This is a genomic window from Sinomicrobium pectinilyticum (genome assembly GCF_003725735.1).
Taxonomy (GTDB): Bacteria; Bacteroidota; Bacteroidia; order Flavobacteriales; family Flavobacteriaceae; genus Sinomicrobium; species Sinomicrobium pectinilyticum.
In genome coordinates, this window is record NZ_RJTM01000068.1 from 56,245 (window position 1) to 82,012 (window position 25,768).

A 25,768-nucleotide genomic window follows, 5' to 3' on the forward strand; every position below is an offset into this window, starting at 1 on the left:
CCTCTTCCATCTTATTTTAATGATCCATGATACCAGAAATTATAAAAAAAACCTGTATTCCGGCCCTTTTTCTGCTTATAGCGGTTATGACCTCCTGCGAGTATAATGTGGAGGAGGAAGATATGGTGGAACCTTTATGCGATCCTGATATCTCATTCGCTGCCACAATAAGGCCTATAATTGACAATAGCTGCATACAATGCCATAACGGTTCGGGGCATCCGCTGGATTTCCGCAATTTTACCGTGGTAAAGAACAATGCCGAAAAGATTAAGGAGCTCACCCAGGCGAGGATCATGCCGTTGCAGGGATCGTTGACTTCGGAAGAGATTGCCCTCATAGCGTGCTGGGTGGACAACGGGGCCCCGGACAATTAAAACTGAAAGTCTATGAATAGCATAAAACGTTCTGTCTATATCTCGGGCATAATCATAGCTGCCGGCATTTTGATAGGGGCCGTGATCTTTATGAAGCAGTATAACAAACCCCATACCGATGTGCATAGTGCTGATCCGGACTATACCCTTACGGCAACATCCCTGTTAGAGGTATTTAAAACCGATGAAACAAGTGCCAACAGCCTGTACCTGGACAAGATATTACAGGTAGAAGGCGTAATAAAAGATATCAGCGCGGTCGATGGTAACAGCATTATTACCCTCGGGGTGGAAAATTCCGGAGAGAGCATTATATGCAACATGTATCCCACCGAAAACAAAAAGGTCCTTGGTTTGCATAAGGGACAAAAGATAACGGTAAAAGGAATATGCACCGGCTTTTTGCTGGATGTTATCCTGGTCAGGGCAGTAATCAGCAGTTGAAAATAATAACAAGCAAAATGTATAGCAGATTTATAGTACTACTGGTTTTTATAAGTTGTAACTCCTTACTGTTTTCCCAGGAAAAATATCTTACCAGGCAGGGAGAAGTCTCTTTCTATTCCCATACCCCGGTAGAAGATATCAAGGCAGAGAACAAACAGGTATTGAGTATAGTGGACCTTGCTTCCGGCGAAGTTGCCATAAACATACTGATGAAATCATTCCTTTTCGAAAAGGCCCTCATGCAGGAACATTTCAATGAAAATTATGTGGAATCCGACAAGTTCCCCAAAGCCACTTTTACAGGAAAGATAAATAACCTCGCGGAAGTGCTTTCCGGAGACAATCATGTGGCCGAGGTAAGGGGGAGACTGACGATCCATGGCATTACAAAACCCGTGGAAATCGAAGCCAAGGCCAATATAGAGGGAGATAAAGTAATCCTGAAGGGAAAGTTCATGATCGCCGTTGCGGATTATGACATAAAAATACCCGCTATCGTCAGGAATAATATCGCCAGGGAAGTAGAGGTTTCCTTTAAGCTCGAACACCTGCCTTATAATTAATGAGTCAATGAGCAAATGTGCCAATTAGTGATATATTAATTGATTGACGGATTAGGACGGCTCATTATTACATTATCGAATTTTCCCAATGGCACATTAAATAAAAACTTTTAACCTATTAAAATCAATGAAAAAAACAATATTCATATTGCTCTTCCTGTGTGTTTACACCCAGGTTTCCGGCCAGGACCTTATGGAGATACTGGACGAAGAGACCCCGGAAAATAAAGAGTATGTAAGTGCTGCATTCAAAGGCACCCGGATTATCAATGGGCATTCCATAGAAAACCGTAAAAAAGGCGTTCTGGAATTTCTCATTTCCCACCGTTTCGGCCGGATCAATGACGGTATAGACGAATTGTTCGGGTTGGATGATTCCAATATCCGCTTTGCCCTGGAGTATGCCTTTACCGATGATCTGATGCTGGGAATAGGAAGGAGTTCTTTCGAAAAGACTTATGACGGTTTTGCAAAATACAAGTTGCTGAAGCAGGCCACGGGGAAAGAACCGTTCCCGTTAAGCGTATCCCTTTTTGGCAGTGTTGCCTGGAAGACGCTTAAGGATTACGAACCGGAAGACAAGCCCGATTTCAGCGACCGCCTGTTCTATGCCACCCAGGTACTCATCGCCCGGAAATTTAACGAAAACCTTTCCCTGCAACTTTCCCCTACCTACGTGCACCGGAATACGGTTACAATAGACGCCGACCCCCATGATATCTTTGCCATTGGGACGGGAGGCCGTTATAAACTGAGCAAGAGGGTATCTGTCAATGCCGAGTATTTTTATACCATTAATCCCCTGAAGTCCGTGGATACCAAAAATGCTTTCGCCCTGAGTGTGGATATAGAAACGGGCGGACATGTGTTCCAGCTCATGGTTTCCAATGCCATTACCATGATCGAAAAAGCGTTTATCACGGAAACAACAGACGATTTTTTTAAGGGAGATATTCATTTCGGATTTAATATCTCCAGAGCCTTTCAGATCGGTAACAAACGCCGCAAAACTCCGGAGGAAGACGAAAAAGAATGGTAGAAACGGAGGTTAAGGAACAAATGAAAATTCTCCGGTTAAATCCAGGTAAAAAGAGGTCATCTGAAAAGGTGGCCTCTTTTTTAGTTTGTGATGGTAGTGTTAACGTATGGCTTCAACGGGCATTTATCCCATAGCGTATGACACCATGCCTCTTTATATGAGCCTCTTAATACCCCGATAACCAGGTGGTCGAATGACGGATAACTTCGCCCCACTATTTTACATTTTCTTAAAGTTTGGTTAGTGTAAATTTTTATTCCTTTGTGGAATGAAAAGGGAGTCTGCTATAATCAGTACTTATGTAGAGCAGATCAAAGCTTCTGATGAAAAGGCTTTTAACAGGCTTTTCGGCCAACTTTGGGAGCCGTTGTACAATTACGCCTTTTCCTTACTTGAAGACAAGGCCCTTGCCAAAGATATGGTGCAGGATGTCTGGATGAACTTCTGGGAAAGGAGGCGGGAAATCGAAAACAACAACATAAAGGCCTATCTATACAAAGCAGTAAGGTTCCGGGTATTTAAAGAACTGCGGGACTCCAGACTCAAGGAGTCTCACTTGGAGGCTCTGAAAACCATTTATAAAGAAGATAGTGCTGAAGACAGTGTTGTTCCGAACCCGGAAGAAACAAAAGAACTCCTGGACAAAAAACTGGCCGTCCTGCCCGATAAGTGCAGGGAGGTTTTTAAACTGAGCCGGTTGGATGGCCTGAAGAACAAGGAAATTGCCGAAGAACTGGGAATCTCCGAAAGTACTGTCGAAAATCATATTACCCGGGCCTTTAAACTACTGAAAAAAAGGCCGGCCGTGCCGTTGTCCGTTTTACTTGCGGCCGTTCTCGGGTACTTCACAACGTAAACATAAAATACGGTAATTGTTAAGATAACCTGAACAAAAGAGGAGTTCAGGGGCTCTTGTGTTATGTAATGATTAACAATTCTGCAGGCGTAGGGGCAAAGCGGAAACTCCGGTATATATACACAAAGGATACCTGATGACAGAAAAACAGTTTAAAACACTATTGAACAAATTCCTCGAAGGAAAAGCCACGGAACAGGAAATAAAGGATATCGAAAAATTCGAGGATTTCTTTCTGGACAAGAACAAGGAGAAGGTAGCCGGGATCAGGGACAAGCAAGCCATAGGAAATGAAATTTATTCAGGCGTCAGAAAACGTATCGCTCCCGGGCATTTTTCCTGGGCAGGAATTGCAGCTTCCATAGTGTTTTTAATAGGTACGGCCTATGGCATATTTTACCTGGCCGCAACTCCCGGACGTATTGTAGTTTCTAACGAGTCGTTGCAGCCGAAGGAGGTGGCCCTGAAGGACGGCTCGGTAATTACCTTAAACCGGGACAGCCGGATTGTGTATACCGATGAATTCGGGATAACCGGCAGGGACGTCGAATTAACGGGAGAAGCTTTTTTTAAGATAGCCAGCGATACGCTGAGGCCGTTCCTCATAAGAACAGGAGAACTCACAACAAGAGTGGTAGGGACCCGGTTTAATATCAGGCGAAACAAAACGTCGGTAAATGTTACCGTATCCGAAGGGAATGTTAAGGTATATCACCGGAAAGATACCGTAAACCTCGCAGCAGGCTGGCAGGGCATATACAGGCTTAGGTCGGGGGAACTGGAAGAAAAACAGGTGAATGCCTCCTTATATACCCTGTGGCAAAAGGATAAAATAGAACTGAACGGCGTTACGATAGAAGACCTGTGTACCGTGTTGCATGTACTATACGATATGGAAACGGTATTTGAAGACCGGGAATCGAAAAAGGCACTGATCTCCATAACCCTGAATAGAAACGAAACACCGGAGGATATTATCAGCCGGGTAAACCTGATCAATGAAGTCAAACTAACTAAAACACAAAAAAATAAGATTATGGTAGAAAAAAGCAAGTGATCTAAGGTATAAAGAGCCTGCGGCAACAGGCTCTTTTCAGAAAGCGTCGAAGTAAACAGTTAGAAAACCACAACACTTAATTTTATGAGCTTAAAAAAACTCAGGTATAAAATAGCATATACCCTTACTTTTTTATTGATGTGCTCCACATCACATGCTAAAAAGCAGAATAACACCGAGGAAACAAAAATAAGCATTAATCTGCAGGATGTTAGCCTTGTCCGGATATTTTCCGAGATCAGTAAAAAAACGGATGCACAGTTTTCCTATGGCGAATTTGTGATAAAAAACAAGAAACGGTATAATACCGTCCATAAAAACCAATCGTTAAAAACCATCCTGACGCAACTTGGCAAAGAAGCCGGTTTTGAATTTACGGTAAAAGGGAATAATATTATTATCCACAATGCCGTGACTTCCGGTGTAACACCACCCGGTAATGCCCTTCAGCAAATGGATGTTACCGGTACGGTAACTGACGATACCGGAGTACCCTTACCCGGGGCTACCGTATTGGAAAAAGGTACAAGCAATGGCGTTACGGCCGATTTTGACGGTAAATTTTCCATCCGGGTATCAGGACCGGATGCCGTATTGCAGGTTTCTTATCTGGGGTACCAGTCACAGGAGATAAAAGTGAATGACCAGACTACCCTCGAGGTGGTTTTAAAAGAAAATAACACGGCCCTGGACGAAGTGGTTGTCGTGGGATATGGAACACAACGTAAAGTGAACCTCACCGGTGCCGTGGACCAGGTGGGAAGCGAGGTATTCCAGAATCGCCCCATTCCCAATATCACACAAGGGCTGGTAGGGGCAGTGCCCAACCTCAATATCCGGATGCTGGACGGAAAACCCACACAATCCCCCAGCTTCAACATCCGGGGTACCACTTCCATAGGACAGGGAGGGAACGCCCTTGTGCTCATTGATGGTGTGGAAGGCGATCCGCGGATGCTGAACCCTAACGATATCGAGAGTGTGTCCGTGCTGAAAGATGCAGCCTCGGCTTCTATCTATGGCGCCAGGGCAGCATTCGGGGTGGTACTGATTACGACCAAATCCGTTAAGGAAGGAAAGACGTCCATCAGTTATTCCACCAATTATTCCATAAAATCCCCCACAACCGTACCGGACAATATTACCGAATCCTACCCGTGGGCCAAGAATTTCAATGATGCCTGGTCTAACTGGAACGACAACGGTAATACCCCTACGGCGATAAACAAAACGCTGACTTTTTCCCCGGAGTACTTGCAGGAGATCAAGCGCCGGTGGGAAGATCCGTCCCTGCCCCGTGTTGATGTGGACCCCGAGACGGGAGAATATATTTATTTCTACAGTACGGACTGGTATGATGTGCTGATGAAAGACCGGTTTATGGCCCAGGACCACAACCTGACGTTCTCCGGTGGGAACGACAAGGCTGCCTTTTACCTCAGTGGCCGGTATAACGGGCAGGACGGATTGTTCGAGTACAATTCCGATAACTACAGAATGTACAACCTGAGAGCCAAGGGAAATATCCGCCTAAATGACTGGTTATCCGTTGAAAACAACATGGAATTTTCAAAGATGGATTACCATCAGCCCCTGAATGTGGGAGAGGGGAGTGGTATCTGGCGGAATATGGCAGATGAAGGCCACCCTTTGGCCCCCCTTCAGAATCCCGACGGTACACTTACATTTCCCGCAGCCTATACGGTGGGAGATTATTTCATCGGCCGCAACGGGATCGATACCGAACGCCGTTTTTTAAAGAACCAGATTGCCGCTAAGGCCGAATTTCTGGACAAAAGCCTTATTCTCAAAGGAAATTTCACTTATCAGACCACAGATATTGCAACCACCCAAAACCGGGTACAGGTACCTTACAGCCGTTACGAAGGTGTTATAGGGTACACGGGGACCAATACAAACGATATACAGGAAAGAAGGCGGACCACGGAATATATAGCTACCAACATGTACGCCGATTATACCAGGTCATTCTCCGATACGCACAACCTGCACCTGTTGGTCGGCTTCAATTACGAGCAGTCCGAGTACAAGAATCTCACCGCTCGCCGTAACGGGATCGTTTATGAAGATGCCGATGACATCAACCTCGCATTGGGACAAAGTATAGCAACCGAAGGAGGTTATGAGAAATGGAGGATCGCCGGTGGCTTTTTCCGGGTGAACTATAACTTTAAGGAGCGCTATTTACTTGAAGTTAACGGGCGCTATGACGGTTCCTCCAAATTCCCTACCGATCAGCAATGGGCGTTCTTTCCTTCCGCTTCCGTAGGCTGGCGGCTCTCCGAAGAGCCTTTCTGGAAACTGGACCCGAAAATCCTGTCTAATGTAAAATTCAGGGCTTCTTACGGCTCGCTCGGGAACGGGAACATCGATGCCTATTCATTTACGGAGAACTTTTCCATTTCCCAGTCCGGTCGTATTATAAACGGCGTTCGTCCGCAGCAAACAGGCCAGCCCGGGGTGGTACCTGCGGGACTTACCTGGGAAACTTCCACGACGGGTAATATAGGGCTGGATTTTTCCATGTTCAACAATCGCCTGACTTTTACCGGAGATGTTTATCGCAGGTGGACCAAAGACATGTTTACTACCGGGCCCACCTTACCTGCGGTATTCGGTACGGAGGTCCCCAAGGGAAATTATGCGGACCTGGAAACTACCGGGTGGGAGGTCTCCGTGAACTGGAAAGACCAGTTTTATATGAGTGGCAAACCGTTCAACTACGGGATAGGGCTGATGATGTCGGATTCCTGGGCCGTTATTACCAAGTATAACAATGAACGCAAAATACTCACCGATTACTACGAAGGGCAGCGCATAGGTGAAATATGGGGCTATCGTGTGGAAGGGCTTTTCCGTTCGGAGGAAGAAATTGCCAATTCACCGAGCCAGGCCAATGTGCAGAGTACCAATACCAGGAGAAACTATGTAGGAGATATCAAGTACAAAAACCTGGATGGGGATGATGTGATCTATCACGGTGAAAATACGGTGGACAATCCCGGGGATAAAACCATTATCGGTAATTCCGAACCGCGTTATATCTATGGAATTAACCTGGATTCGGACTGGAACGGTATTTTCTTTTCGGCGTTTTTCCAGGGAGTGCTCAAGCAGGATTGGTTTCCCTCCAGCGAATCGCGTTTCTGGGGGCAGTACAACCGTCCGTATAACCCCTATCCAAGCTGGCAGAAAAACAACATGTATCGTGAAGAACTTGGTAATTTCGATGCCTATCTGCCCCGTCTTGTCGGATATAGCCAGTTAAACGACCAGCCCAATGACAGGCACATACAGAATGTCGGATACATCCGTCTGCGGAATATTCAGCTGGGCTATACTTTGCCGGCAGACTTCGTGTCCAGGTTCGGTGCAACAGATGTTAAAATCTATATGTCCGGTGAGAACCTGTGGACCTGGTCTCCTTTGTACAAGTGGACAAAAGATACCGATGTCACGAACATTTACGGTTCGGACCGGGATTTGAGTGGCGGAAAAAGCGGGGACGGTTATAACTACCCGATGCTGAAGGCCGTTTCTTTTGGATTATCAATAAACTTTTAAATGACAAGATGACTGTTATGAAGCTATTTAATTATTTTTTGGGTGCCTTGATTTTGGTGTCTTTTATCTCTTGTGACCTGGATGAAACTCCCGTGGCTACTGCTACACGGGATGCAGTGTTCGGATCGGAGAGCGGAATGGAGCTGTATGTCAATTCATTTTACGATAACCTGCCCGGACCCGATCAGGGGGTGTTTGCCATCGATAATACATCAGATTTTGTGGCGCGTAACGGCGTGGACACCTATCTTGTTCCCAATGCACTGAGCCCTATCACCAGCAGCGGATGGAGCTGGACAGAGTTAAGGAATATCAATTATTTTATTGAAAATGCAGAGAGCAGCGAGGTAAATGAAAAGGGACATTACATAGGTGTGGCCCGCTTCTTCCGTGCATTGTTCTATTTTGATAAAGTAAAGCGTTTCGGAGATGTGCCGTGGATAGATCATACGATCGAGGTCACTGATACCCTGACCTTGAATGCTCCCAGGGACAGCAGGTTTGAAGTTATGGAAAAGGTACTGGAAGATTTAAACTACGCCATTGCAAATATTACACTCACCAGCGACCCTTCCTGCACACGTATTACCCGGAATGTGGCCCGGGCGTACAAGACCCGGATCTGCCTTTACGAAGCCTCGTTCCGTAAGTATCACACAGATTACGGTATGCAGGGGACGGCCGATACCTGGTACCAGGAAGTGGTAAATGAGGCCAATGACATCAGCGGATTCAGCCTGCATGAAGGCACCAATAGCGAATTGTCTTATAGAGAATTGTTCATTACACGTACTCCTTATACCGATGAAACCCTGCTTGCCGTGGTATTAGACCCGTCCCTGCAGGTATTCAGTTCGGCAAACAGGCGTTTTATCAGTCCCACCTACGGTAGCCGCCCGGCATTGACCCGGCAGTTTGTGAATACCTACCTCAAACTGGATGGTACCCCGTTTACAGCTGATCCTGACTATGCAACAATGCCTTTTGCAGAGGAAGTGAAAGATCGCGATCTGCGATTGAAACAAACCATCCGCCTGGGGGATTATCACCGTACGGAGAATGGTGTCCCTGTTATCGCCCCTCCGAACCTTAACCAGTCCTGGACCGGGTACCAGCCTATCAAATGGTGTTATGACGAACGCTTTCCTTACGACGATGAAAGCCGGAATGACAATGCCCATATTATCATGCGCTGGGGAGAGGTATTGCTCAATAAAGCAGAAGCCCTGGCCGAACTCGGACAAATGAACGATGCGGAGTGGGCTGCGACCATAGGTGAATTGCGCAGACGCGCGGGGATCACCGGCCCGACACTTACCGCGATGCCTACGGAAGCCGATCCGTACCTGGCAGACTATTATCTTGGGAAATTTACCGACCCGGTAATGCTGGAAGTGATGCGGGAGAGAACAATTGAACTGGCTTTCGAAGGCCTGCGTCCCGACGACCTGAGACGCTGGCACATCGGAGAACTTTTTCAGGAAGCCCCGATGAACGGGATGTATGTTCCGCAGTTAGGTGAACAGGACCTGAATGGTGACGGTATCATGGATGTATGTTTCTACCAGGGGAACCAGCCGGAACCTTCCAATCCTTCCGTAGTGATGGTAGATGTTTCTCCCAATACTGCCGCAGGACGTCGCTGGCTTTCCAACGGGACTTCGGGGGAACTCATGTATAATCCCGGTGACCGGGAATGGCAGGACCGTAAATACCTTTACCCCATTCCGCAGGCAGATCTGGAACAAAACCCGAAACTGGATCAAAATCCCGGGTGGTAGAGAGCTGTTACCCGGTGAAAGGTCGAAGCAGGACTGTGATTTGGTCACGGTTATTTCGGATTTTTATAAATTACGGCTGCGGATTCACGGATAACCGGCTTAGCTTTTGTGGAAATTATCCGTGTATCCGCAGTCACACAACCTTCCGGCCTGCCATAAAAAACTGAGGGGCCTTGGTCCGTAGTAATTTAATTAAACCTATTGGAGATGAAAACCAGATTTTTAAAAATTATCGTTTGTCTTTTGACAATATCAGCATCCGCCCAGCATAAACACAATGGAGAAATATGGGTGGCAAGCTATAACCTGCGCATGGATACTCCCCGGGATAGCCTCAATTCCTGGCCCCATCGCAAGGAAAATGTCAAGGCCCTGATCCGGTATCACGACTTTGATATTGTAGGTACACAGGAAGGGTTTTCACATCAGCTGGAGGACCTGCTCGAATTGCCCGGGTTTACCTATTTCGGGGCTGGTCGTGACGACGGGAAAATGGCCGGAGAGCATTCGGCCATCTTTTACAGGAAAGAGCGCTTTACCCTGACGGACTCCGGTAATTTCTGGTTAAGCGAAACACCGGAAAAACCGGGGAAGGGCTGGGATGCTACCTGTTGCAACCGTATTTGTTCATGGGTCCGGTTAACGGATAAACACACGGGGAAATCCTTTTATGTGTTCAACGTGCATTTTGACCACCGGGGAGTAATTGCGCGGCGGGAATCGGGGAAACTGATGGTACGTAAAATCAGAGAAATTGCAGGCAACACCCCGGTAATCTGTACCGGGGATTTCAACTCTACACCGGAAACGGAACAGATTGTAGGTATGGGGGCTGTTGTGCAGGATTCATATACGATCACTGAAACCCCACCATACGGGCCGGTCGGAACCAGTAATGGGTTCCGTTTTGAAGCTCCTATGCAGTACCGTATAGATTATGTGTTTGTGAGCAGGCATTTTAAAGTATCTGAGTACGCAGTGCTCACCGATGCGAAAGACCGGCGGTACCCTTCGGATCACCAACCGGTGGTAGCCCGTATCCGTTTTGCGGAATAAACCTGTTTGGTGTTCCCTTATTTTCCCGGAACAGCTGATTTCACTTTGTCCGCCACCGGTCGCAATTGGACTTGCGACCGGTTTTTTGTTTACAGGCAGGTAGTTATGCTTTCTTTAGTATGTTTTTTGTTTAAAAGATGCTAATTTAATATCTTGCATAGACGTTTATTTCATTTTCTAACATAACCTTTTTCCTGAACTAATCTGTATACCCCTAATTTTGAACTTATGAACCCACGTCGTGACTTCCTACAAAAACTTGCAGCTTCGGCTGTTACTTTACCTTTTTTACCCTTATATGCTTCGTCTGTCCGGTCGGACCTTTTCTACAACAAACCTTATGACGGGCCCGTATTGCGTGTGGCCATCATGGGGCTCGGGAGTTACGGCACCCGGGTGGCAGAAGCTATGCAGTCCTGCAAGCGGGCCAGGCTGGTCGGGGTTATCAGCGGTACACCCTCGAAAATCAAAGACTGGCAGGCAAAATATAATATCCCGGCGAAAAACTGTTACAATTATGAAAATTACGACAGTATTAAGGATAACCCGGATATCGATGCCGTATATGTCATTACACCTAATGCGCTTCACCACGAAGGAGTGTTGCGGGTAGCTGCTGCCGGAAAACATGCCATATGTGAAAAACCCATGGCCATCAATGCCAGGGAAGGGAAGGAAATGGTAGATGCCTGCAGGAAAGCGAATGTGAAATTACTGGTGGGTTACCGTATGCATTTTGAACCGAACACACTGGAAATTATCCGGATGCGGAACGAAGGTGAATTCGGGGATATCATGTTTTTCCAGGGATTGAGCGGCTTCCGGATCGGCGATCCCGGTCAGTGGCGGCTGGATAAGGATCTGGCAGGTGGCGGTGCTTTGATGGATATAGGTATTTATGCTATTAATGGTGCCCGCTATATGGTGGGTGAAGAGCCCGTATGGGTTACTGCCCAGGAAACCAAAACAGACCCCGTAAAATTCAGGGAAGGTGTAGACGAGACCATTCAGTTCCAGTTGGGCTTTCCCGGGGGCGCGGTCGCTTCCTGTTTGTCCACGTATAATATGAACAACCTGGATCGTTTTTTCCTGAACGGTGAAAAGGGATTTGCCGAATTGCAGCCCTCCACGGGTTATGGGCCTATAAAAGGCCGTACACATAAGGGAGAATTAACGAAACCACATGTTACCCACCAAACCGTACAAATGGATGAAATGGCCGGGATTATACTGGAAGGCAAAAAACCTGAAGTTCCGGTTGACGGAGCGGAAGGGGTGAAAGACCTGACAATCATCGACGCCATCTATCGCGCATGTGAAACCGGTAAGAAGCAGGAACTGGAACTATAAAAGCAACACCGGTAAATTATAATGTATGGCATTTTGGTACAGGAACTATGTTCCCTTTTTGCTCTATGCCGTTCTGCTGCCGGGAATCGCGGTATTCATTGCAGCTACTTTGATTTCTATATGTCTTAGCCGGAATTACAGGGATATAGCATAAGAATCACTTTCCTGCGGGCATATCGGCCGCAAAACTGATTCCTTTTTACAGGTTTAGTTTAATATAATAAAGGAAATAAGAGAGGGAACCCCTTTCGTTACGGAAATGGAATGATTTGTTTCAGACCGTGTCCTGTCCGGTAATTTTATCGGTTTACGATCTGATACCATAATCCTGGTGGATTCCCCGAATAATAGCAGGCATGAATATGTCTTTTTCCATCCTCTTCTTGTTTATCAACGATCCGATTTTCAAAAAAGCCGTGTCTTTGCTTTTTTCCTGAATAACAGTTGATAAAAATATCACAACCTCAGTTTTATCTCTGAAAACCGGTGTGTTATGAATAACGCGTCTATGTTTTTGATGATTTTGTACATCCCCTTGGGTTTATTTTAACATTACTTTGAGGCCAATCAATAAACCAAAACAATATGAAAACTTTATTACCGATCGTGACCATTCTTTTTATGGCATATACATCCATGTCATGGTCACAAACCAAAGAAATTACGGGGAAGGTCCTGGATGATCTCGGAGAACCCTTGCCCGGAGCGAATATAGTATTGAAAGGCACCCGGAACGGAGTCGTTACAGATTTTGACGGAAATTTCGAAATTACGGTCCCTCAGGCCGATGCTGTTCTGGTTATTTCTTATCTGGGATACGAATCCCGGGAAATTAAAGTAGGCAGTACAACTGATTATACTGTTCAGCTCACCGCTTCTTCATCTGCTTTGGATGAGGTGGTTGTTATAGGTTACGGTTCGGTAAAAAGAAGTGATCTTACCGGGTCCGTTGCATCAGTAAATTCCGAGCAACTGGAAAAAGCGAATAAGGTAGATGCCATTTCCGCCATGCAGGGGCAGGCTCCGGGAGTTGTCATTCAGCGTACGGACAATAAACCTGGTTCCGGAGGTTTTAATATCCGTATCCGCGGGGCCAGTACTATTAATTCCAATGAAACAGCCAATCAGGGGGGCTTTAACCCCGGCCAGAACCCGCTTTTTATCGTGGACGGGATCTTTGTGGACGATATTTCTTTCCTGAACCCTTCCGATATTGACAGAATGGATATTCTGAAGGATGCCTCGGCTACGGCGATATACGGATCAAGAGGGAGTAACGGTGTGGTTATTATAGAGACCAAGCGTGGTAAAACAGGGGAATTGAAAGTGAATTACAATGGTTATATAGGTCTTAAGGAAGCCTATCATTTACCAGCAATCTACGACGGGCCCGGGTATGTTGAGTTTATCAGGGATGTAGTTGTAGGCAATGAGTTTGCTCAGCTTAACGGCGATCTCAATTACAGGAGAAATGATGTGATCCTGTCCGATTATTTCGATGAAGAAGAGATGCAGAATATTGCCGACGGGGTGAATACGGATTGGGTAGACCTTATATTAAGGGCGGGACTTCAAACCAATCATACCATTGATCTGAGCGGAGGAAATGAAACCACTACCTATGCAGTTGGCCTGGGATATACCCGGGACGAAGGGACACTGGAAGGAGAAGATTTTAACAGGTATAACATAAGAGGAAGCTTAAAAAGCGACCTTACCCGATGGCTGAATGTGAGTTTTAATAATTATATCACCAATGCTGTACAAAATACGGGGAGTTGGGAAGGTTTCAGGAGTGCATACCGGTTAAAGCCTATCGGGCGTCCATACAACGATGACGGATCGCTGAGATTTTTTCCGACACAAAAAGAAACCCAGATCACCAATCCGCTGTTTGAAGGAGATAACGTTACCAGGGAAACCAAATACCTGCAATATATCGGGGATATTGCCATAGAACTCAAACCTGTAGACGGATTGACGATTACCTCTAAATTTTCACCTAATATTAAATATACCAGGTACGGAGAATACCGCGGGCTCTATTCAAAAAGTGTAGTTGCAAATCCCTCCAACCGAAGGGCCCAGGTAAATAATCATAATTATTTTTCATACTCCTGGGACAATATTTTCAACTATAGGTATAATAAAGGAGTACATGCTATTGATGCCACTGCGGTAATTTCGAGGTTTATGGAGCGTTCGGAAGGCTACTATGCACAGGTAAGGAATTTTACCACGGATGAATTCCTGTTCCACAATTTAGGTGCCGGACTTGATATCAGGGACCTTTCCAGTGATTTTTCCAAACAGACCCTGGAATCCTACACGGGGAGGCTTAACTATACCCTGATGGATAAATACCTGTTTACCTTAACGGGCAGATATGACGGTTCTTCCATACTTTCGGATAAGAACAAATGGGCCTTCTTCCCTTCCGCAGCCTTTGCATGGAAAATGATCGATGAAGATTTCATGCAATCACAACAGTTGTTCTCCAATGCCAAAATAAGGCTCAGTTACGGCCAAACGGGCAACAATGGCCAGGGAGGCGGGCTCGTTCCACTGGCCTCTCAATCGTTACTTGGCACAAGTGCAACCAATTTGGGCGATTCTTCGGTTTCCACTGCTTATATAACCGGTCTGGCCAATGAAGACCTTAGCTGGGAAAAAACTACAGAGATCAATTTGGGTATTGACTTCGGATTGCTCAGGAACAGGATTTACGGGTCGGTCGACCTTTATAACAGAAAAAATACGGACATTATATTTTTCTCTCCCCTGCCATCCGTTACCGGTTTTTCAGGAACATTTGACAATGTCGGGGAGTCCAGTAACAAAGGGATCGAAATTGCATTGAATACCGTCAATATTGACAACGATAATTTTACATGGACCACTAATTTTAATTTTGCTTCCAACAAGAATACCCTGGATAAACTTTACGGGGATGTTGACGAGATCATTTTTAATGTACAAGGTACCAGCTTTATCCACAAGGTAGGAGAATCCATCGGATCGATCTACGACTATGAATTTGACGGTATCTGGCAACTCGATGAAGTGGAAGAAGCCGCGGTATACGGGCAGCGTCCTGGTCAGGTAAGGGTAAAGGACCTGAACGGTGACGGTATGATCACCCCCGGTGAGGACAGGAAGATTATTGGAAATGTCACTCCCAAATGGACCGGAGGTATTACCAGTACCATGAATTATAAGAATTTTGATTTCTCTTTCTTTGTTCATATCAGCCAGGGGAATAAGATGCGGAGTAACTTCCACAATGGTTTTTCATTTCCCTGGGACGGCGAACCCACAAGGACATTCAACGGTTATGATGTGGATTACTGGACCCCCGAAAACCCCACAAACAAGTGGTATCAGCCCGGTAACGGAGGTATATATCAGCATGCCATCAAATACCGAGACGTTTCCTTTACCAAAGTAGGATACATGACCCTGGGTTACAAGCTCCCCGCTACCATACTGGACAAACTGAAATTAAGCAACCTGCGATTCTATATTACTGCACAAAACCCTTTTATATTTACCGATTACGACGGATGGGACCCTGAAAATGCCGGCAGGAATGACTGGGGTGCGGCCTTTATGTCACGTACACTTATCACCGGTGTTAATTTAAGCTTCTAAACCAACAGTCAAACAAAATTGAGAATCATGAGATATTTTAATCATAAATTCATAATAGTATTGCTCGCGGCCGGGATCTTTAGCACAGGCTGTGAATCATATCTTGACGAAGAGAACAGGTCGTCATTGAGTATTGATACGGGCAAGTCCGACCCTGAGACTTTTAACCAGTTAGTGGCCTCGGTTTATGAAAGGGCCAGGGAAACCACAACAAAATATACGGCCGATATGTATTACGTCCTCGAAGACCTGGGGACCGATGTGGTAACAAGGGGAACAACCGTTTCGGGGACCGACGAGATCAACGATTACGTAAACCTGAATTCATTAAACTGGGCTGTAGGAGTATACTGGAGCAATCAGTATAGTGTTATCGCCGCAGCCAATGTGGCCATAGACAATGCAGAAGAAATAGAAGGTGTTTCTGCCGATACCAAAACAAGAGGAATAGGGGAAGTTAAATTTTTCAGGGCTTTATCCTATTTCAACTTGGTAGAGAATTATGGTGGGGTACCTTTGGTGCTTCACCAGGTGAAAACTGCCGAAACCGAGTATTTCCGTGCCAGTGAGCAGGAGGTTTATACGCAGATCGTACAGGATCTCCAGGAGGCTCTGGCCGGAGTAGATGAAAACCCGGCCGATTACGGGAGGGTTTCCAAAGATGCTGTAAGGCACCTGTTGTCCAAAGTTCTGCTTACCAGGGGGTACAAGCCTTTCGGTTCCGCATCCGATTATACCGAAGCTGCTGCCCTAGCAGAAACGGTTATGGGCAATCATGTTCTGGTGGCTTCGTTTGAAGAACTGGTGGATATCAATAATCAGCGAAACTCCGAAGTGATTTTTGCTTATTTGTTCGGCGGTAATTCCGTGAGCAGGGGCTGGGGAAATTCAAAACATATGATGTACAAGTTCAGGTATTTCGATTACCCCGGACTGATCAGGGGTGACAAATATCAAAAAGGTCTGGGACCGGCGCTTACGCCTTTCTATTATTCCCTTTTTGATGAGGATGATCAAAGGGCCGGTGCTACATTCCGGAGGGTTATGTATGCCGATGAAGATTATGTGGCCAGGGTGGGCGGTACGGAAGTAACCGTAAGTGCCGGAGATACCGCCATATACTTCCCGAAAACAGCCTGGACGCAGGCCGATATCGATGCGGTACCCTATACGGTGATCAATCCGGGAACGTATTTTCAAAATAATGGCGTCACCACCGTGCATTACCCGATGTTTAAGAAATTTGACGATCCGGGAATTCCTTTTACACAACCCGATCAATCTTCACAGGGCGAAAGGGATATGGTAGTGATGAGAGCAGGTGAGGCCTACCTGATTGCTGCCGAAGCTTATTTACAGTCGGGTAATACCACCGATGCCGCAGCCCGCCTTACCACCTTACGATCCAGGGCCGGGCTGACCACCCCGGTAACCCCGGAAGATATTGACCTGGATTTTATCCTCGACGAAAGGGCCAGGGAACTCACGGGAGAAGTAAACAGGTGGATGGACTTAAAAAGAACAGGAAAACTTATAGAACGTACTTTACAGCACAATCCTCATGCTGCCTTAAATAATGCCCTTAGTCCAAAACATCTTTTGAGGCCAATCCCCCAGGTTGAGATTGATAATACAGGAGGAAGTATTGAACAAAACCCCGAGTATTAATACGTATTATAGTGTTTAGTGAATTTTAGTTCAGGTATAGGCAGGCAAATTTTGCCTGCTTATATTTTTAATTTTTTATATAATCTTTTATGTAACCTCAGTAAGTTGCTGTATAACATCGCAGGGCACCGGGTATTACATACAGGGCATAGAAAACTCCAGGGTTATATATCGTAATTGAAACAAATTGGTTTTATAACAATGAAAATTGCTTTAGATAAAGAATAGATGAAGTCAAAAAGCCCCCGCATAAATAACCTGATAAGAATATGCATCCTTCTTTTTTCCCTGGTATCATGCACGGTTAAGCAGGAGATATCCGCCCGGAAAGAACAATTGGTAGACAAAGTATATCCGCTTCTCGATACCGAAAATTCGAGATGGTTTTTCTTTTCGTCGGCAAGCAGGCCGTTCGGTATGGTAAATTTGAGCCCGGATACACAGATTAACGGAGCGTGGGGAAGCGGATACCGGTATAAAACAGATACCATAAAAGGCTTTAGCCATATACATGCCTGGCAATTATCCGGGCTTTCCGTAATGCCGGTGATCATTTCCGGAAGTAAAAACGGGATATATACAGATTTTTATTCGAAATTCAGCCATGAAAAGGAGTCCGTAAGGCCGGGCTATCATTCGGTAGAGCTCGATAGATATGGGATAAAAGCAGAACTCACCAGTACAAAGCGAGTGGGGTTTCATAAATACCGGTTCCCGGGAAATAAAAAAGGCCATGTACTTTTTAATTTAAATACCGTTTTGGGCTCCTGTGAAAATACCGGGGGCATACTGGAAAAAACGGGGAGTAACGAATTATCCGGTAAACTTGTAGCAGCCCCTACAACCAGGCGTCCCAAACCCCTGACCGTATATTTTAAAGTTCGGTTTAATGTTTCAATAACAACTGTTGAACGCGATCCGGGGACAGGAAACTATTTGGTAGCCCTGGATACTTCTGATGAAGCTGTTCTTATGAAAGCCGGCATTTCCTACACATCGGCGGAAAATGCGGCCAATAACATACAAAAAGAATTACCGCACTGGGATTTTAACCGGGTGATCGAAGATTCCGGAGACGAATGGAATGAATTATTGGGACGGATCAAAGTTGAAGGTGGTACTGAAAAGGCTCAAAGGCGATTTTATACGGACCTCTGGCATGCCCTGCAGGGCCGGAGGATCATTAACGATGTCAACGGGGAATATCCCGATAACACCGGAAAACAGTTCAGGATAGGGCGATTGCCGCTACGAGCCGACGGTACGCCGGAATTCAACCACTATAATTCCGATTCATTCTGGGGAGCCCAATGGACCATAAATACCTTATGGGGGCTCGCTTATCCGGAGATTATGCATGAATTTACATACTCTTTGATGCAGTATTACAAAGACGGAGGAATGATCCCCAGGGGACCTTCCGGAGGCAACTACACTTTTGTTATGACAGGGGCTTCAACTACACCCTTCATGGTCAGTGCCATCCAGAAGGGAATTGTAAAAGACAGTCTCGAAATAATTTATAAAGCCCTTAAAAAAAACCACATGCCGGGAGGGATTATGGAAAAGGCAGGATATGAGCACCATACCCATATCGGCGGAGGTTTAAATTATTATATCAAAAACGGATATATTCCCTATCCGCTTCCGGAAGGTATGGGGTTCGGTGGGCATCAGGACGGTTCCGGTCAAACACTGGAATACGCTTATCAGGACTGGGCTTTAGCTCAATTGGCAAAGAAAATAAAATACAAGGAAGACTATGCATATTTCATGAAAAGAGCGGCAAATTACAAAAATGTCTTTAATGAAAAAGTGGGCTGGATGGCTCCGAAGAATGTTAACGGCCGGTGGAAAAACGATTTTGACCCGTACCAGTACGAAAATGGTTTTGTAGAATCCAATGCCGCACAGTCTACATGGTTTGTGCCTCACGACATCGGGGGACTGGCAACCCTTATGGGCGGAAAGGAAAAAGCGACGGAAAAACTGCTCGATCAGTTCCGGTCTGCCCGGGAACTGGGGTTCACCTCCGGGAATTCCCACGAAGCCGAACTGCATCCCGAATACAGCAGAATCCCTGTCAATTACGGAAACCAGCCTTCTATTCAAACAGCATTTATATTCAATCAGTTAGATCATCCGGATTTAACACAGTACTGGTCCCGACAGGTTGTGGAACGGGTTTTTTCCGATCTGACACCTTCGGAAGGGTATAAAGGCGACGAAGACCAGGGGTTGATGGGAAGCCTGGCCGTATTGATGAAGATCGGCCTGTTCCAGATGAACGGAGGTACGGAAAACAATCCCGAATACCAGATAGGAAGCCCGGTATTTGACAGGATTACCATTCATCTTAATAAAGATTACTATCCGGGAAGGATTTTTGAGATCAAAACCGTAAATAACGGCACGGACAATGTATTTGTAAATGAAGTTCAATTAAATAACTCGCCTGTCAAATCCTTTAAAATCAAACATGAGGATATTATAAAAGGAGGAGTTCTGCAACTGCAGATGTCGGGAAAAAGTCATAAAGATAAAAACTAAAGACAACAGAGATATCGTGGTTGCTGAGCGGAATAGGAGTAAAGGCAGAGGGGGAATTCCCCTTGATTCCCGTAGGGAGAGACATTTTTGCCCGACAAACAGTCCTCCCGGGAGGAAGTCCAAAAAAATGGACCGGTGTCGAATGACAAAAGGTAACCGGTACATCATAATTAAAAAACATTAGCGTATTTGTAACAACGGATATATGAACAGTTTTTTAAAATGATTCGTGTATCCGTGACCAAACAGACTCTGATCCTGCTGCAAACCTTTGGATTTTAAACCCATAGGTTTAGTCGGACTTTTTATTTCTTTGAGAACTTTATGCAAAATTTTGTGTTCATTTGTGGATCATTAATCTCCCGGAATTTTTTTTACCACAACGGGATCAAAGCAGGCACAGAGGACACAAAGCAGATTTTCTTAGATATAAATTTAATACATCAGTACTAATTTTTAAAAACCAAAAATCCGGAGTTGTTCTATGAAAGAAAAAATATTCCAGCCAAAACCCGGACGCTTTCTGTCACTGGATGTATTCAGGGGGCTGACCATAGCCCTGATGATTATTGTAAACACCCCGGGAACAGGAGCCGGAATATACACTTACCTGGTACATGCGCCATGGTTCGGTTTTACCCTGGCGGACCTGGTTTTTCCGTCATTCCTGTTTGCCGTGGGCAACGCCATGAGCTTTTCCATGAGAAAAATAAAACACCTTCCGGCAGGAACGGTCTGGAAAAAAATAATAAGGCGGACGCTCATTATCTTTTTACTGGGATACCTTATGTACTGGTTTCCCTTCTTCAATATCGATACACAGGGGCACTGGACATTAAAACCATTAGCCGAAACACGTATAATGGGCGTGCTTCAACGCATTGCCCTCTGCTATTTTTTTGCTGCAGTTATATTTTATTATTGGTCCGAAAAAACGGCCCTGATCATTTCGGCGGGAATTCTCACGGGCTATTGGGGCATACTGTATCTTTTCGGCCAGCCGGGGGCCGAATTGACGATGGCAGGCAATGCCGTTACCCGCCTGGACCTGTCGGTTCTGGGGACCGGGCATATTTACAGGAAAGACAGCATTCCCTTTGACCCGGAAGGTATTTTGAGTACCTTACCCGCCATAGTAAACGTTATCGGAGGATATATCGCCGGAACTTTTATTCAGAAGAAGGGTAAATCCTATGAAGGCATTGCCAAACTGTTAATGGCCGGATTTTTGCTGGTTTGCCTGGGCCTTTGGTGGGACCTGATCTTTCCGATATCCAAAAAATTGTGGACCGGCCCGTTTGTATTATGCACTGTAGGCCTTGACCTTTCGATCATGGCGGTCCTGATATATGTTATTGAAATACGGAAGATAAAGGTCGGAATAAAGTTTTTTGATATTTTTGGTAAAAACCCGCTTTTTATATACCTGTTTTCAGAACTTTTTTATGTAATACTGAGAATGATCCCCACCGGTTCGGGCCTGGACATTTTTGAATGGGTCAGCGAACGCGTTTTTCAACGTGTCCTTCCGGGTCCGCCAGGTGCCCTGGCAACCGCACTGGCCTTTGTCCTGCTATGCTGGTCACTGGGCTGGTGGCTTGATAAAAAACGGATATATATTAAGATATAAGTGTGATGTCGGTATGATGAGTAAGCCCGTATTGGTCATAACAGTGATCTTTTTCACGATCAATCTTATAAGTGCCCAGAATATAACCTTTGAGCATTATAACGATTATGACGGCCTGTCCCATAATTCCGTCAGGCATATTGTCCAGGATAAAAAGGGATTTCTATGGCTGGGCACTTTCGGGGGATTAAACCGGTTCGACGGTTACGAATTCGACATTTATTCCAGCAGTGCAAAAAAGCCGTACAAACTGACTAACGATGATATCACGGCTTTGGTCCTGGACAATAATATTTTGTGGATCGGTACACGAAACGGCCTGGTACGGTTTGAACTGGACAGGCATAAGTTTACCACTTTCTTACCCGAAGAAGGGAACATGCACAGCCTGTCCGATAATGAGATCCGCTCTTTACTCGCAGACCGTTTTGACCGGATATGGGTGGGCACAAAAAATAAGGGAGTATTCCTGATGGACAAAAGCTCCGGGCGGTTTACCAAAATCGATATCAAGGGAGTTACATATGTGAAGTCCATCATAGAAGATAGTTCCGGGGCTGTCTGGATAGGGTCATACCAGGAAAGCGGAATAACAAAAGTGAATTTAAACAGTGACGGCACCATAAAGAATACAAAACAATACACCCTCCATATCCCCGGTTCTGACGAGAAGAACCCCTATATAAACTTTATCTATGAAGACCACAAGTCTGATATATTCGCGGGAACCCGCCAAGGGCTCTATAAGCTGGACCGGGAGAACGACAAATTTGTAAACCTGCATATTGAGGATGTAACGCGCAGGGAAAAACTGGGCCCCCATTTTTTATCGGTAGCCAGGTCTCCCGACGGGGAATACTGGGTCGGGACGCTGGGAGGATTGCTGGTATGCCATGATCTGGAAGACATTGAAAAAGGAAATTACCAGTGGCATTATCCGGTGCTTTCCGACAATTCTTCTCTTGTAGACAATCTGGTATATGCCCTGTATTTTGACAGATCCGGCGTGCTCTGGATAGGCACGGAAGACGGCCTGGATAAATACAACCCGTACGACAACCAGTTCAAACTCAACAAGGATATTTCCAGGTACCTCGATAACCAGGCTCCCTGGATCAGGGGATTTTCCAAAACCGCAGACGGAAAGGTCATTGTTGCTACCCGCCATAACGGTTTGTTTGTCGGACAGGAAGGAAAGTTTTCACCACTTCCCGGGCAACAACGGTATGACATTGCCAGTATATTTTCAAACGACGGGACCCGTTTTTACTGCGGGCTCTGGGATGGCAGGCTCCTTGTATATGACTATCACACTAAAAAATCACGAGTTCTGGATATCGGTTTTAACAATACCCCCGTTACGGCATTTGCAAGTATAGACCTCCATACGCTTATTATAGGCTCTTTCGGTGAAGGAGCGGTTTATTTTGACACGGATACCCGCAAAAGTACTCCCCTCGGTGATGACTTTCCGAGAGGAATAGAGATCAACCAGATTGCGATCGCTACCTCGGGGAACATCTGGTTTGCCACGGAGAACGGAGTGCTCAGGTTCGATACCGGGGCCCACAGGTTAAAGACCTACACATCAAACGATAATCCGGGGATCCCGGATGAAAATGTGAGCGGGATCTTAATAGACCACAAGCAGCGCATATGGGCCGCCACCAGGAAAGGACTGGCAGTATACAATGCAGAAACCGACAGTTTTAATACGGTCGACGAATTGCATGAGCTGGCCGGTACCTGGATCACCGATATTCTGAATGTAGGCAATAACTTCTGGCTGAACCTGAACAATAACGGCCTGGCCCGGTTTCATCCGGACCGGGGTGAACTGGATATTTACAGGGTAAAAAGCGGTAACAGGCTGGATGTATTCAGTTCCAGCGGCTTTTATAACTTTAATGACTCCAGGATCTATGTAGCCGGAAAAAAGGGAGTAATTTACTTTTCCCCCGATCGTATCAGGACCAATACCTGGGCACCTTCGCCCATAATTACGGAATTTAAGGTACAAAGCAAGGAAATACGGCCCGGAGACAGTGTTAACGACCAGACTGTTTTTACCCGGGATATCAATTACAACAAGGCAGCTACCCTGACTTATGATGACCGCAATTTTTCGATTGAATTTGCTTCGCCTTCTTTTACCGATCCGAAGCTCAACAGATTCGAATATACACTGGAAGGCTTTGACGACAAGTGGATACCGACCAACAGCAACGCCAGGACTGTCCAGTATACAAACCTGCCGTTCGGAGAATATCTGTTTAAGGTAAAAGCCGCAAACAGCAGCGGTATATGGAGTGGTGAAGAGGTCTATAAAATAAGGGTCCTGCCTCCGTTCTGGTTAACCTACAAAATGATTTTACTGATCCTGTTCACAGGATCCCTTCTTTTTTATTTTGTGCGTCGCGAAATAAAGAACCGCCTGAGACTAAAAAAAGAATTGCTGGTCGAAAAGGTAGAACGGGAACGCGATGAAAAACTGAATAACGAAAAGATCCGCTTTTTCACCAACCTCTCCCATGAATTGCGCACTCCGTTAACCCTCATCCTGGGGTCGGCTAAACAGCTTCTGGTAGAGGGGCGGGACCAGTATAACGAACAACAGACGGAAAAATTCGGACTGATCTATCAAAATGCAAATCGATTACTGATACTGGTCAATCAGATACTCGATTTCAGAAAAGCCGAAAAAGGAAAACTGGAATTAAAGGTATCCGAAACCGATATACGAAAGCACACTTTAAAGTCCTTTCATTCCTTTAAAGAACTGGCAGAAGATAAAGGAGTGCAATTGCATTTTAATTGTGAACAGGAAAGGATAACCGGATGGATTGACCGGGATAAATACGACAAAATTCTCTATAACCTGTTATCCAATGCCATAAAATTTACTCCCGCATACGGAAATGTGGATGTATTCCTGGGATGTTCGGATCCACAGAATGACCGGCTTGTTATAGAAGTAGGGGACGACGGTATTGGTATCCCGGAACAAAGTCACAAGAAAATATTTTCCAGGTTCTATCAGGCGTCAAACAGCAAGGAAAACAATACCGGGTCTGGTATAGGTCTGGCTTTGGTGAAATCGTTGGTAAAATTGCATAAAGGCAGTATTATTGTTACCAGCGAACCGCAAAAGGGTAGTGTATTTACCATAGAGCTTCCCATAAACCGGGACATGTTCAATAAAGAGGAAATTGCCGAGGTTCCGGAAAACCCGGAAGAAACGGTAGATAACTACCAACCCAAACCTTTAAAAGCCAAAGGTTCCGTAACCATAAAAGACAGGATACTGCTGGTCGAAGATAATACCGATCTCAGGAATTACCTGGCAAATTTCCTTTCCGGTCATTATAAAGTATACCAGGCGGAAAACGGGGAAAAAGGACTGCAGTTGTGTAAACAGATCAAGCCTGTGTTGTGTATTACCGATGTGATGATGCCCGGAATGAATGGTTATGAATTCTGTGAGATCCTGAAAAAAAGTGAGGCCATTAGCCATATTCCTGTTATCCTGCTTACAGCGCTGTCTGAGAATGATGATAAGATAAAAGGTTACGCTGCCGGGGCAGATGCCTATTTGTCAAAACCGCTCGATCCGTATCTGCTGAAAACGCGAATGGAGAATATCATCCGCACACGGTCCGATTTAAAGGCGAAATTTTCCCGGGAAATAGAAGGGGAAGCCTCTGATCTGGCACATTCCCCGGTAGATGTGGAATTTATAAAAAAGCTTTCCGGGTTTATTGAAGACAATATCAATAACCCGGAGCTTTCCACAGCACTGGTTTGCAGGGAAACCGGAATGAGTTCTTCAAAATTGTACAGAAAACTCAAGGAATTGACCGATCTGGCTCCAAATGAATACATCCGGACCGTACGCTTGAAAAAATCGGCACAACTCCTCAAAACCAAAAAGTATAATGTGTCTGAAGTAACATTTATGGTAGGATTTAATGACCCACTGTATTTTAGCAGGTGCTTTAAGAAACAATTCGGCTTTCCTCCAAGTAATTTATTGGGGTAGGGCGATCTTTTGAATTGGCCCGGGTTAAGCAGAAAAATGTGAAAAACGGGTGGTTTTGAAAGGTGTGAGACGGACATGGCCGTAAGCGTCTATACTTGTCTTTTGAATCAGCCGTGTTC

Annotated in this window: 15 protein-coding genes; all 15 read left to right on the forward strand. The window is 45.5% G+C overall.

Features of this window, described 5'->3' with window-relative positions; all coding sequences use genetic code 11:
* The first annotated feature begins 26 nt into the window (after nt 1-26).
* The 15 genes from ED312_RS09480 to ED312_RS09550 all read left to right on the forward strand — a co-directional run bounded on the left by ED312_RS09480 (nt 27) and on the right by ED312_RS09550 (nt 25,649).
* Nucleotides 27-377 (forward strand): hypothetical protein, encoded by a 351-nt coding sequence (locus tag ED312_RS09480; protein WP_123215767.1) that lies wholly within the window; start codon nt 27-29, stop codon nt 375-377.
* A gap of 12 nt (nt 378-389) precedes the next feature.
* The gene (locus ED312_RS09485; protein ID WP_123215768.1) at nt 390-821 is read left to right on the forward strand and encodes an OB-fold protein; all 432 of its coding nucleotides are present in this window, start codon (nt 390-392) and stop codon (nt 819-821) included.
* A 17-nt stretch (nt 822-838) separates the two neighbouring features.
* Complete coding sequence (locus tag ED312_RS09490) at nt 839-1,387, forward strand: YceI family protein (RefSeq protein WP_123215769.1); 549 nt, start codon at nt 839-841, stop codon at nt 1,385-1,387.
* Nucleotides 1,388-1,514: 127 nt separating this feature from the next.
* The gene (locus ED312_RS09495; RefSeq protein WP_123215770.1) at nt 1,515-2,426 is read left to right on the forward strand and encodes a DUF5777 family beta-barrel protein; all 912 of its coding nucleotides are present in this window, start codon (nt 1,515-1,517) and stop codon (nt 2,424-2,426) included.
* Between the two features lie 268 nt (nt 2,427-2,694).
* Entirely contained in the window at nt 2,695-3,282 is a 588-nt protein-coding gene (locus tag ED312_RS09500; protein WP_123215771.1) for an RNA polymerase sigma-70 factor, read from the forward strand.
* Nucleotides 3,283-3,418: 136 nt separating this feature from the next.
* Nucleotides 3,419-4,339, forward strand: a complete 921-nt coding sequence (locus tag ED312_RS09505) for a FecR family protein (protein ID WP_123215772.1) — start codon at nt 3,419-3,421, stop codon at nt 4,337-4,339.
* Between the two features lie 84 nt (nt 4,340-4,423).
* Nucleotides 4,424-7,924 (forward strand): SusC/RagA family TonB-linked outer membrane protein, encoded by a 3,501-nt coding sequence (locus tag ED312_RS09510; RefSeq protein ID WP_206363239.1) that lies wholly within the window; start codon nt 4,424-4,426, stop codon nt 7,922-7,924.
* 17 nt (nt 7,925-7,941) lie between these two features.
* On the forward strand, nt 7,942-9,705 hold the full coding sequence (locus ED312_RS09515) for a RagB/SusD family nutrient uptake outer membrane protein (RefSeq protein WP_206363240.1): 1,764 nt from the start codon (nt 7,942-7,944) through the stop codon (nt 9,703-9,705).
* A gap of 207 nt (nt 9,706-9,912) precedes the next feature.
* Nucleotides 9,913-10,761 (forward strand): endonuclease/exonuclease/phosphatase family protein, encoded by an 849-nt coding sequence (locus ED312_RS09520; protein WP_123215774.1) that lies wholly within the window; start codon nt 9,913-9,915, stop codon nt 10,759-10,761.
* A gap of 228 nt (nt 10,762-10,989) precedes the next feature.
* Nucleotides 10,990-12,111, forward strand: coding sequence for a Gfo/Idh/MocA family protein (locus tag ED312_RS09525; protein ID WP_123215775.1), 1,122 nt, complete (start codon nt 10,990-10,992; stop codon nt 12,109-12,111).
* Between the two features lie 585 nt (nt 12,112-12,696).
* On the forward strand, nt 12,697-15,762 hold the full coding sequence (locus tag ED312_RS09530) for a SusC/RagA family TonB-linked outer membrane protein (protein ID WP_123215776.1): 3,066 nt from the start codon (nt 12,697-12,699) through the stop codon (nt 15,760-15,762).
* A gap of 27 nt (nt 15,763-15,789) precedes the next feature.
* A complete protein-coding gene (locus ED312_RS09535) occupies nt 15,790-17,430 on the forward strand; it encodes a RagB/SusD family nutrient uptake outer membrane protein (protein ID WP_123215777.1) in 1,641 nt (546 codons plus the stop codon).
* 228 nt (nt 17,431-17,658) lie between these two features.
* Nucleotides 17,659-19,980: a GH92 family glycosyl hydrolase gene (locus ED312_RS09540; protein WP_123215778.1), complete on the forward strand. Its 2,322-nt coding sequence runs from the start codon at nt 17,659-17,661 to the stop codon at nt 19,978-19,980.
* Between the two features lie 484 nt (nt 19,981-20,464).
* Nucleotides 20,465-21,610, forward strand: a complete 1,146-nt coding sequence (locus tag ED312_RS09545; protein ID WP_123215779.1) for an acyltransferase family protein — start codon at nt 20,465-20,467, stop codon at nt 21,608-21,610.
* Between the two features lie 13 nt (nt 21,611-21,623).
* Nucleotides 21,624-25,649, forward strand: a complete 4,026-nt coding sequence (locus tag ED312_RS09550; protein WP_240643073.1) for a hybrid sensor histidine kinase/response regulator transcription factor — start codon at nt 21,624-21,626, stop codon at nt 25,647-25,649.
* The last annotated feature ends 119 nt before the right edge of the window (nt 25,650-25,768 follow it).

Bases quoted from the DNA above. Each gene is read 5' to 3' on its own strand.
- ED312_RS09480 (WP_123215767.1), top strand. From the start codon at position 27: ATGATACCAGAAATTATAAAAAAAACCTGTATTCCGGCCCTTTTTCTG.
- ED312_RS09485 (WP_123215768.1), top strand. From the start codon at position 390: ATGAATAGCATAAAACGTTCTGTCTATATCTCGGGCATAATCATAGCT.
- ED312_RS09490 (WP_123215769.1), top strand. From the start codon at position 839: ATGTATAGCAGATTTATAGTACTACTGGTTTTTATAAGTTGTAACTCC.
- ED312_RS09495 (WP_123215770.1), top strand. From the start codon at position 1,515: ATGAAAAAAACAATATTCATATTGCTCTTCCTGTGTGTTTACACCCAG.
- ED312_RS09500 (WP_123215771.1), top strand. From the start codon at position 2,695: ATGAAAAGGGAGTCTGCTATAATCAGTACTTATGTAGAGCAGATCAAA.
- ED312_RS09505 (WP_123215772.1), top strand. From the start codon at position 3,419: ATGACAGAAAAACAGTTTAAAACACTATTGAACAAATTCCTCGAAGGA.
- ED312_RS09510 (WP_206363239.1), top strand. From the start codon at position 4,424: ATGAGCTTAAAAAAACTCAGGTATAAAATAGCATATACCCTTACTTTT.
- ED312_RS09515 (WP_206363240.1), top strand. From the start codon at position 7,942: ATGAAGCTATTTAATTATTTTTTGGGTGCCTTGATTTTGGTGTCTTTT.
- ED312_RS09520 (WP_123215774.1), top strand. From the start codon at position 9,913: ATGAAAACCAGATTTTTAAAAATTATCGTTTGTCTTTTGACAATATCA.
- ED312_RS09525 (WP_123215775.1), top strand. From the start codon at position 10,990: ATGAACCCACGTCGTGACTTCCTACAAAAACTTGCAGCTTCGGCTGTT.
- ED312_RS09530 (WP_123215776.1), top strand. From the start codon at position 12,697: ATGAAAACTTTATTACCGATCGTGACCATTCTTTTTATGGCATATACA.
- ED312_RS09535 (WP_123215777.1), top strand. From the start codon at position 15,790: ATGAGATATTTTAATCATAAATTCATAATAGTATTGCTCGCGGCCGGG.
- ED312_RS09540 (WP_123215778.1), top strand. From the start codon at position 17,659: ATGAAGTCAAAAAGCCCCCGCATAAATAACCTGATAAGAATATGCATC.
- ED312_RS09545 (WP_123215779.1), top strand. From the start codon at position 20,465: ATGAAAGAAAAAATATTCCAGCCAAAACCCGGACGCTTTCTGTCACTG.
- ED312_RS09550 (WP_240643073.1), top strand. From the start codon at position 21,624: ATGATGAGTAAGCCCGTATTGGTCATAACAGTGATCTTTTTCACGATC.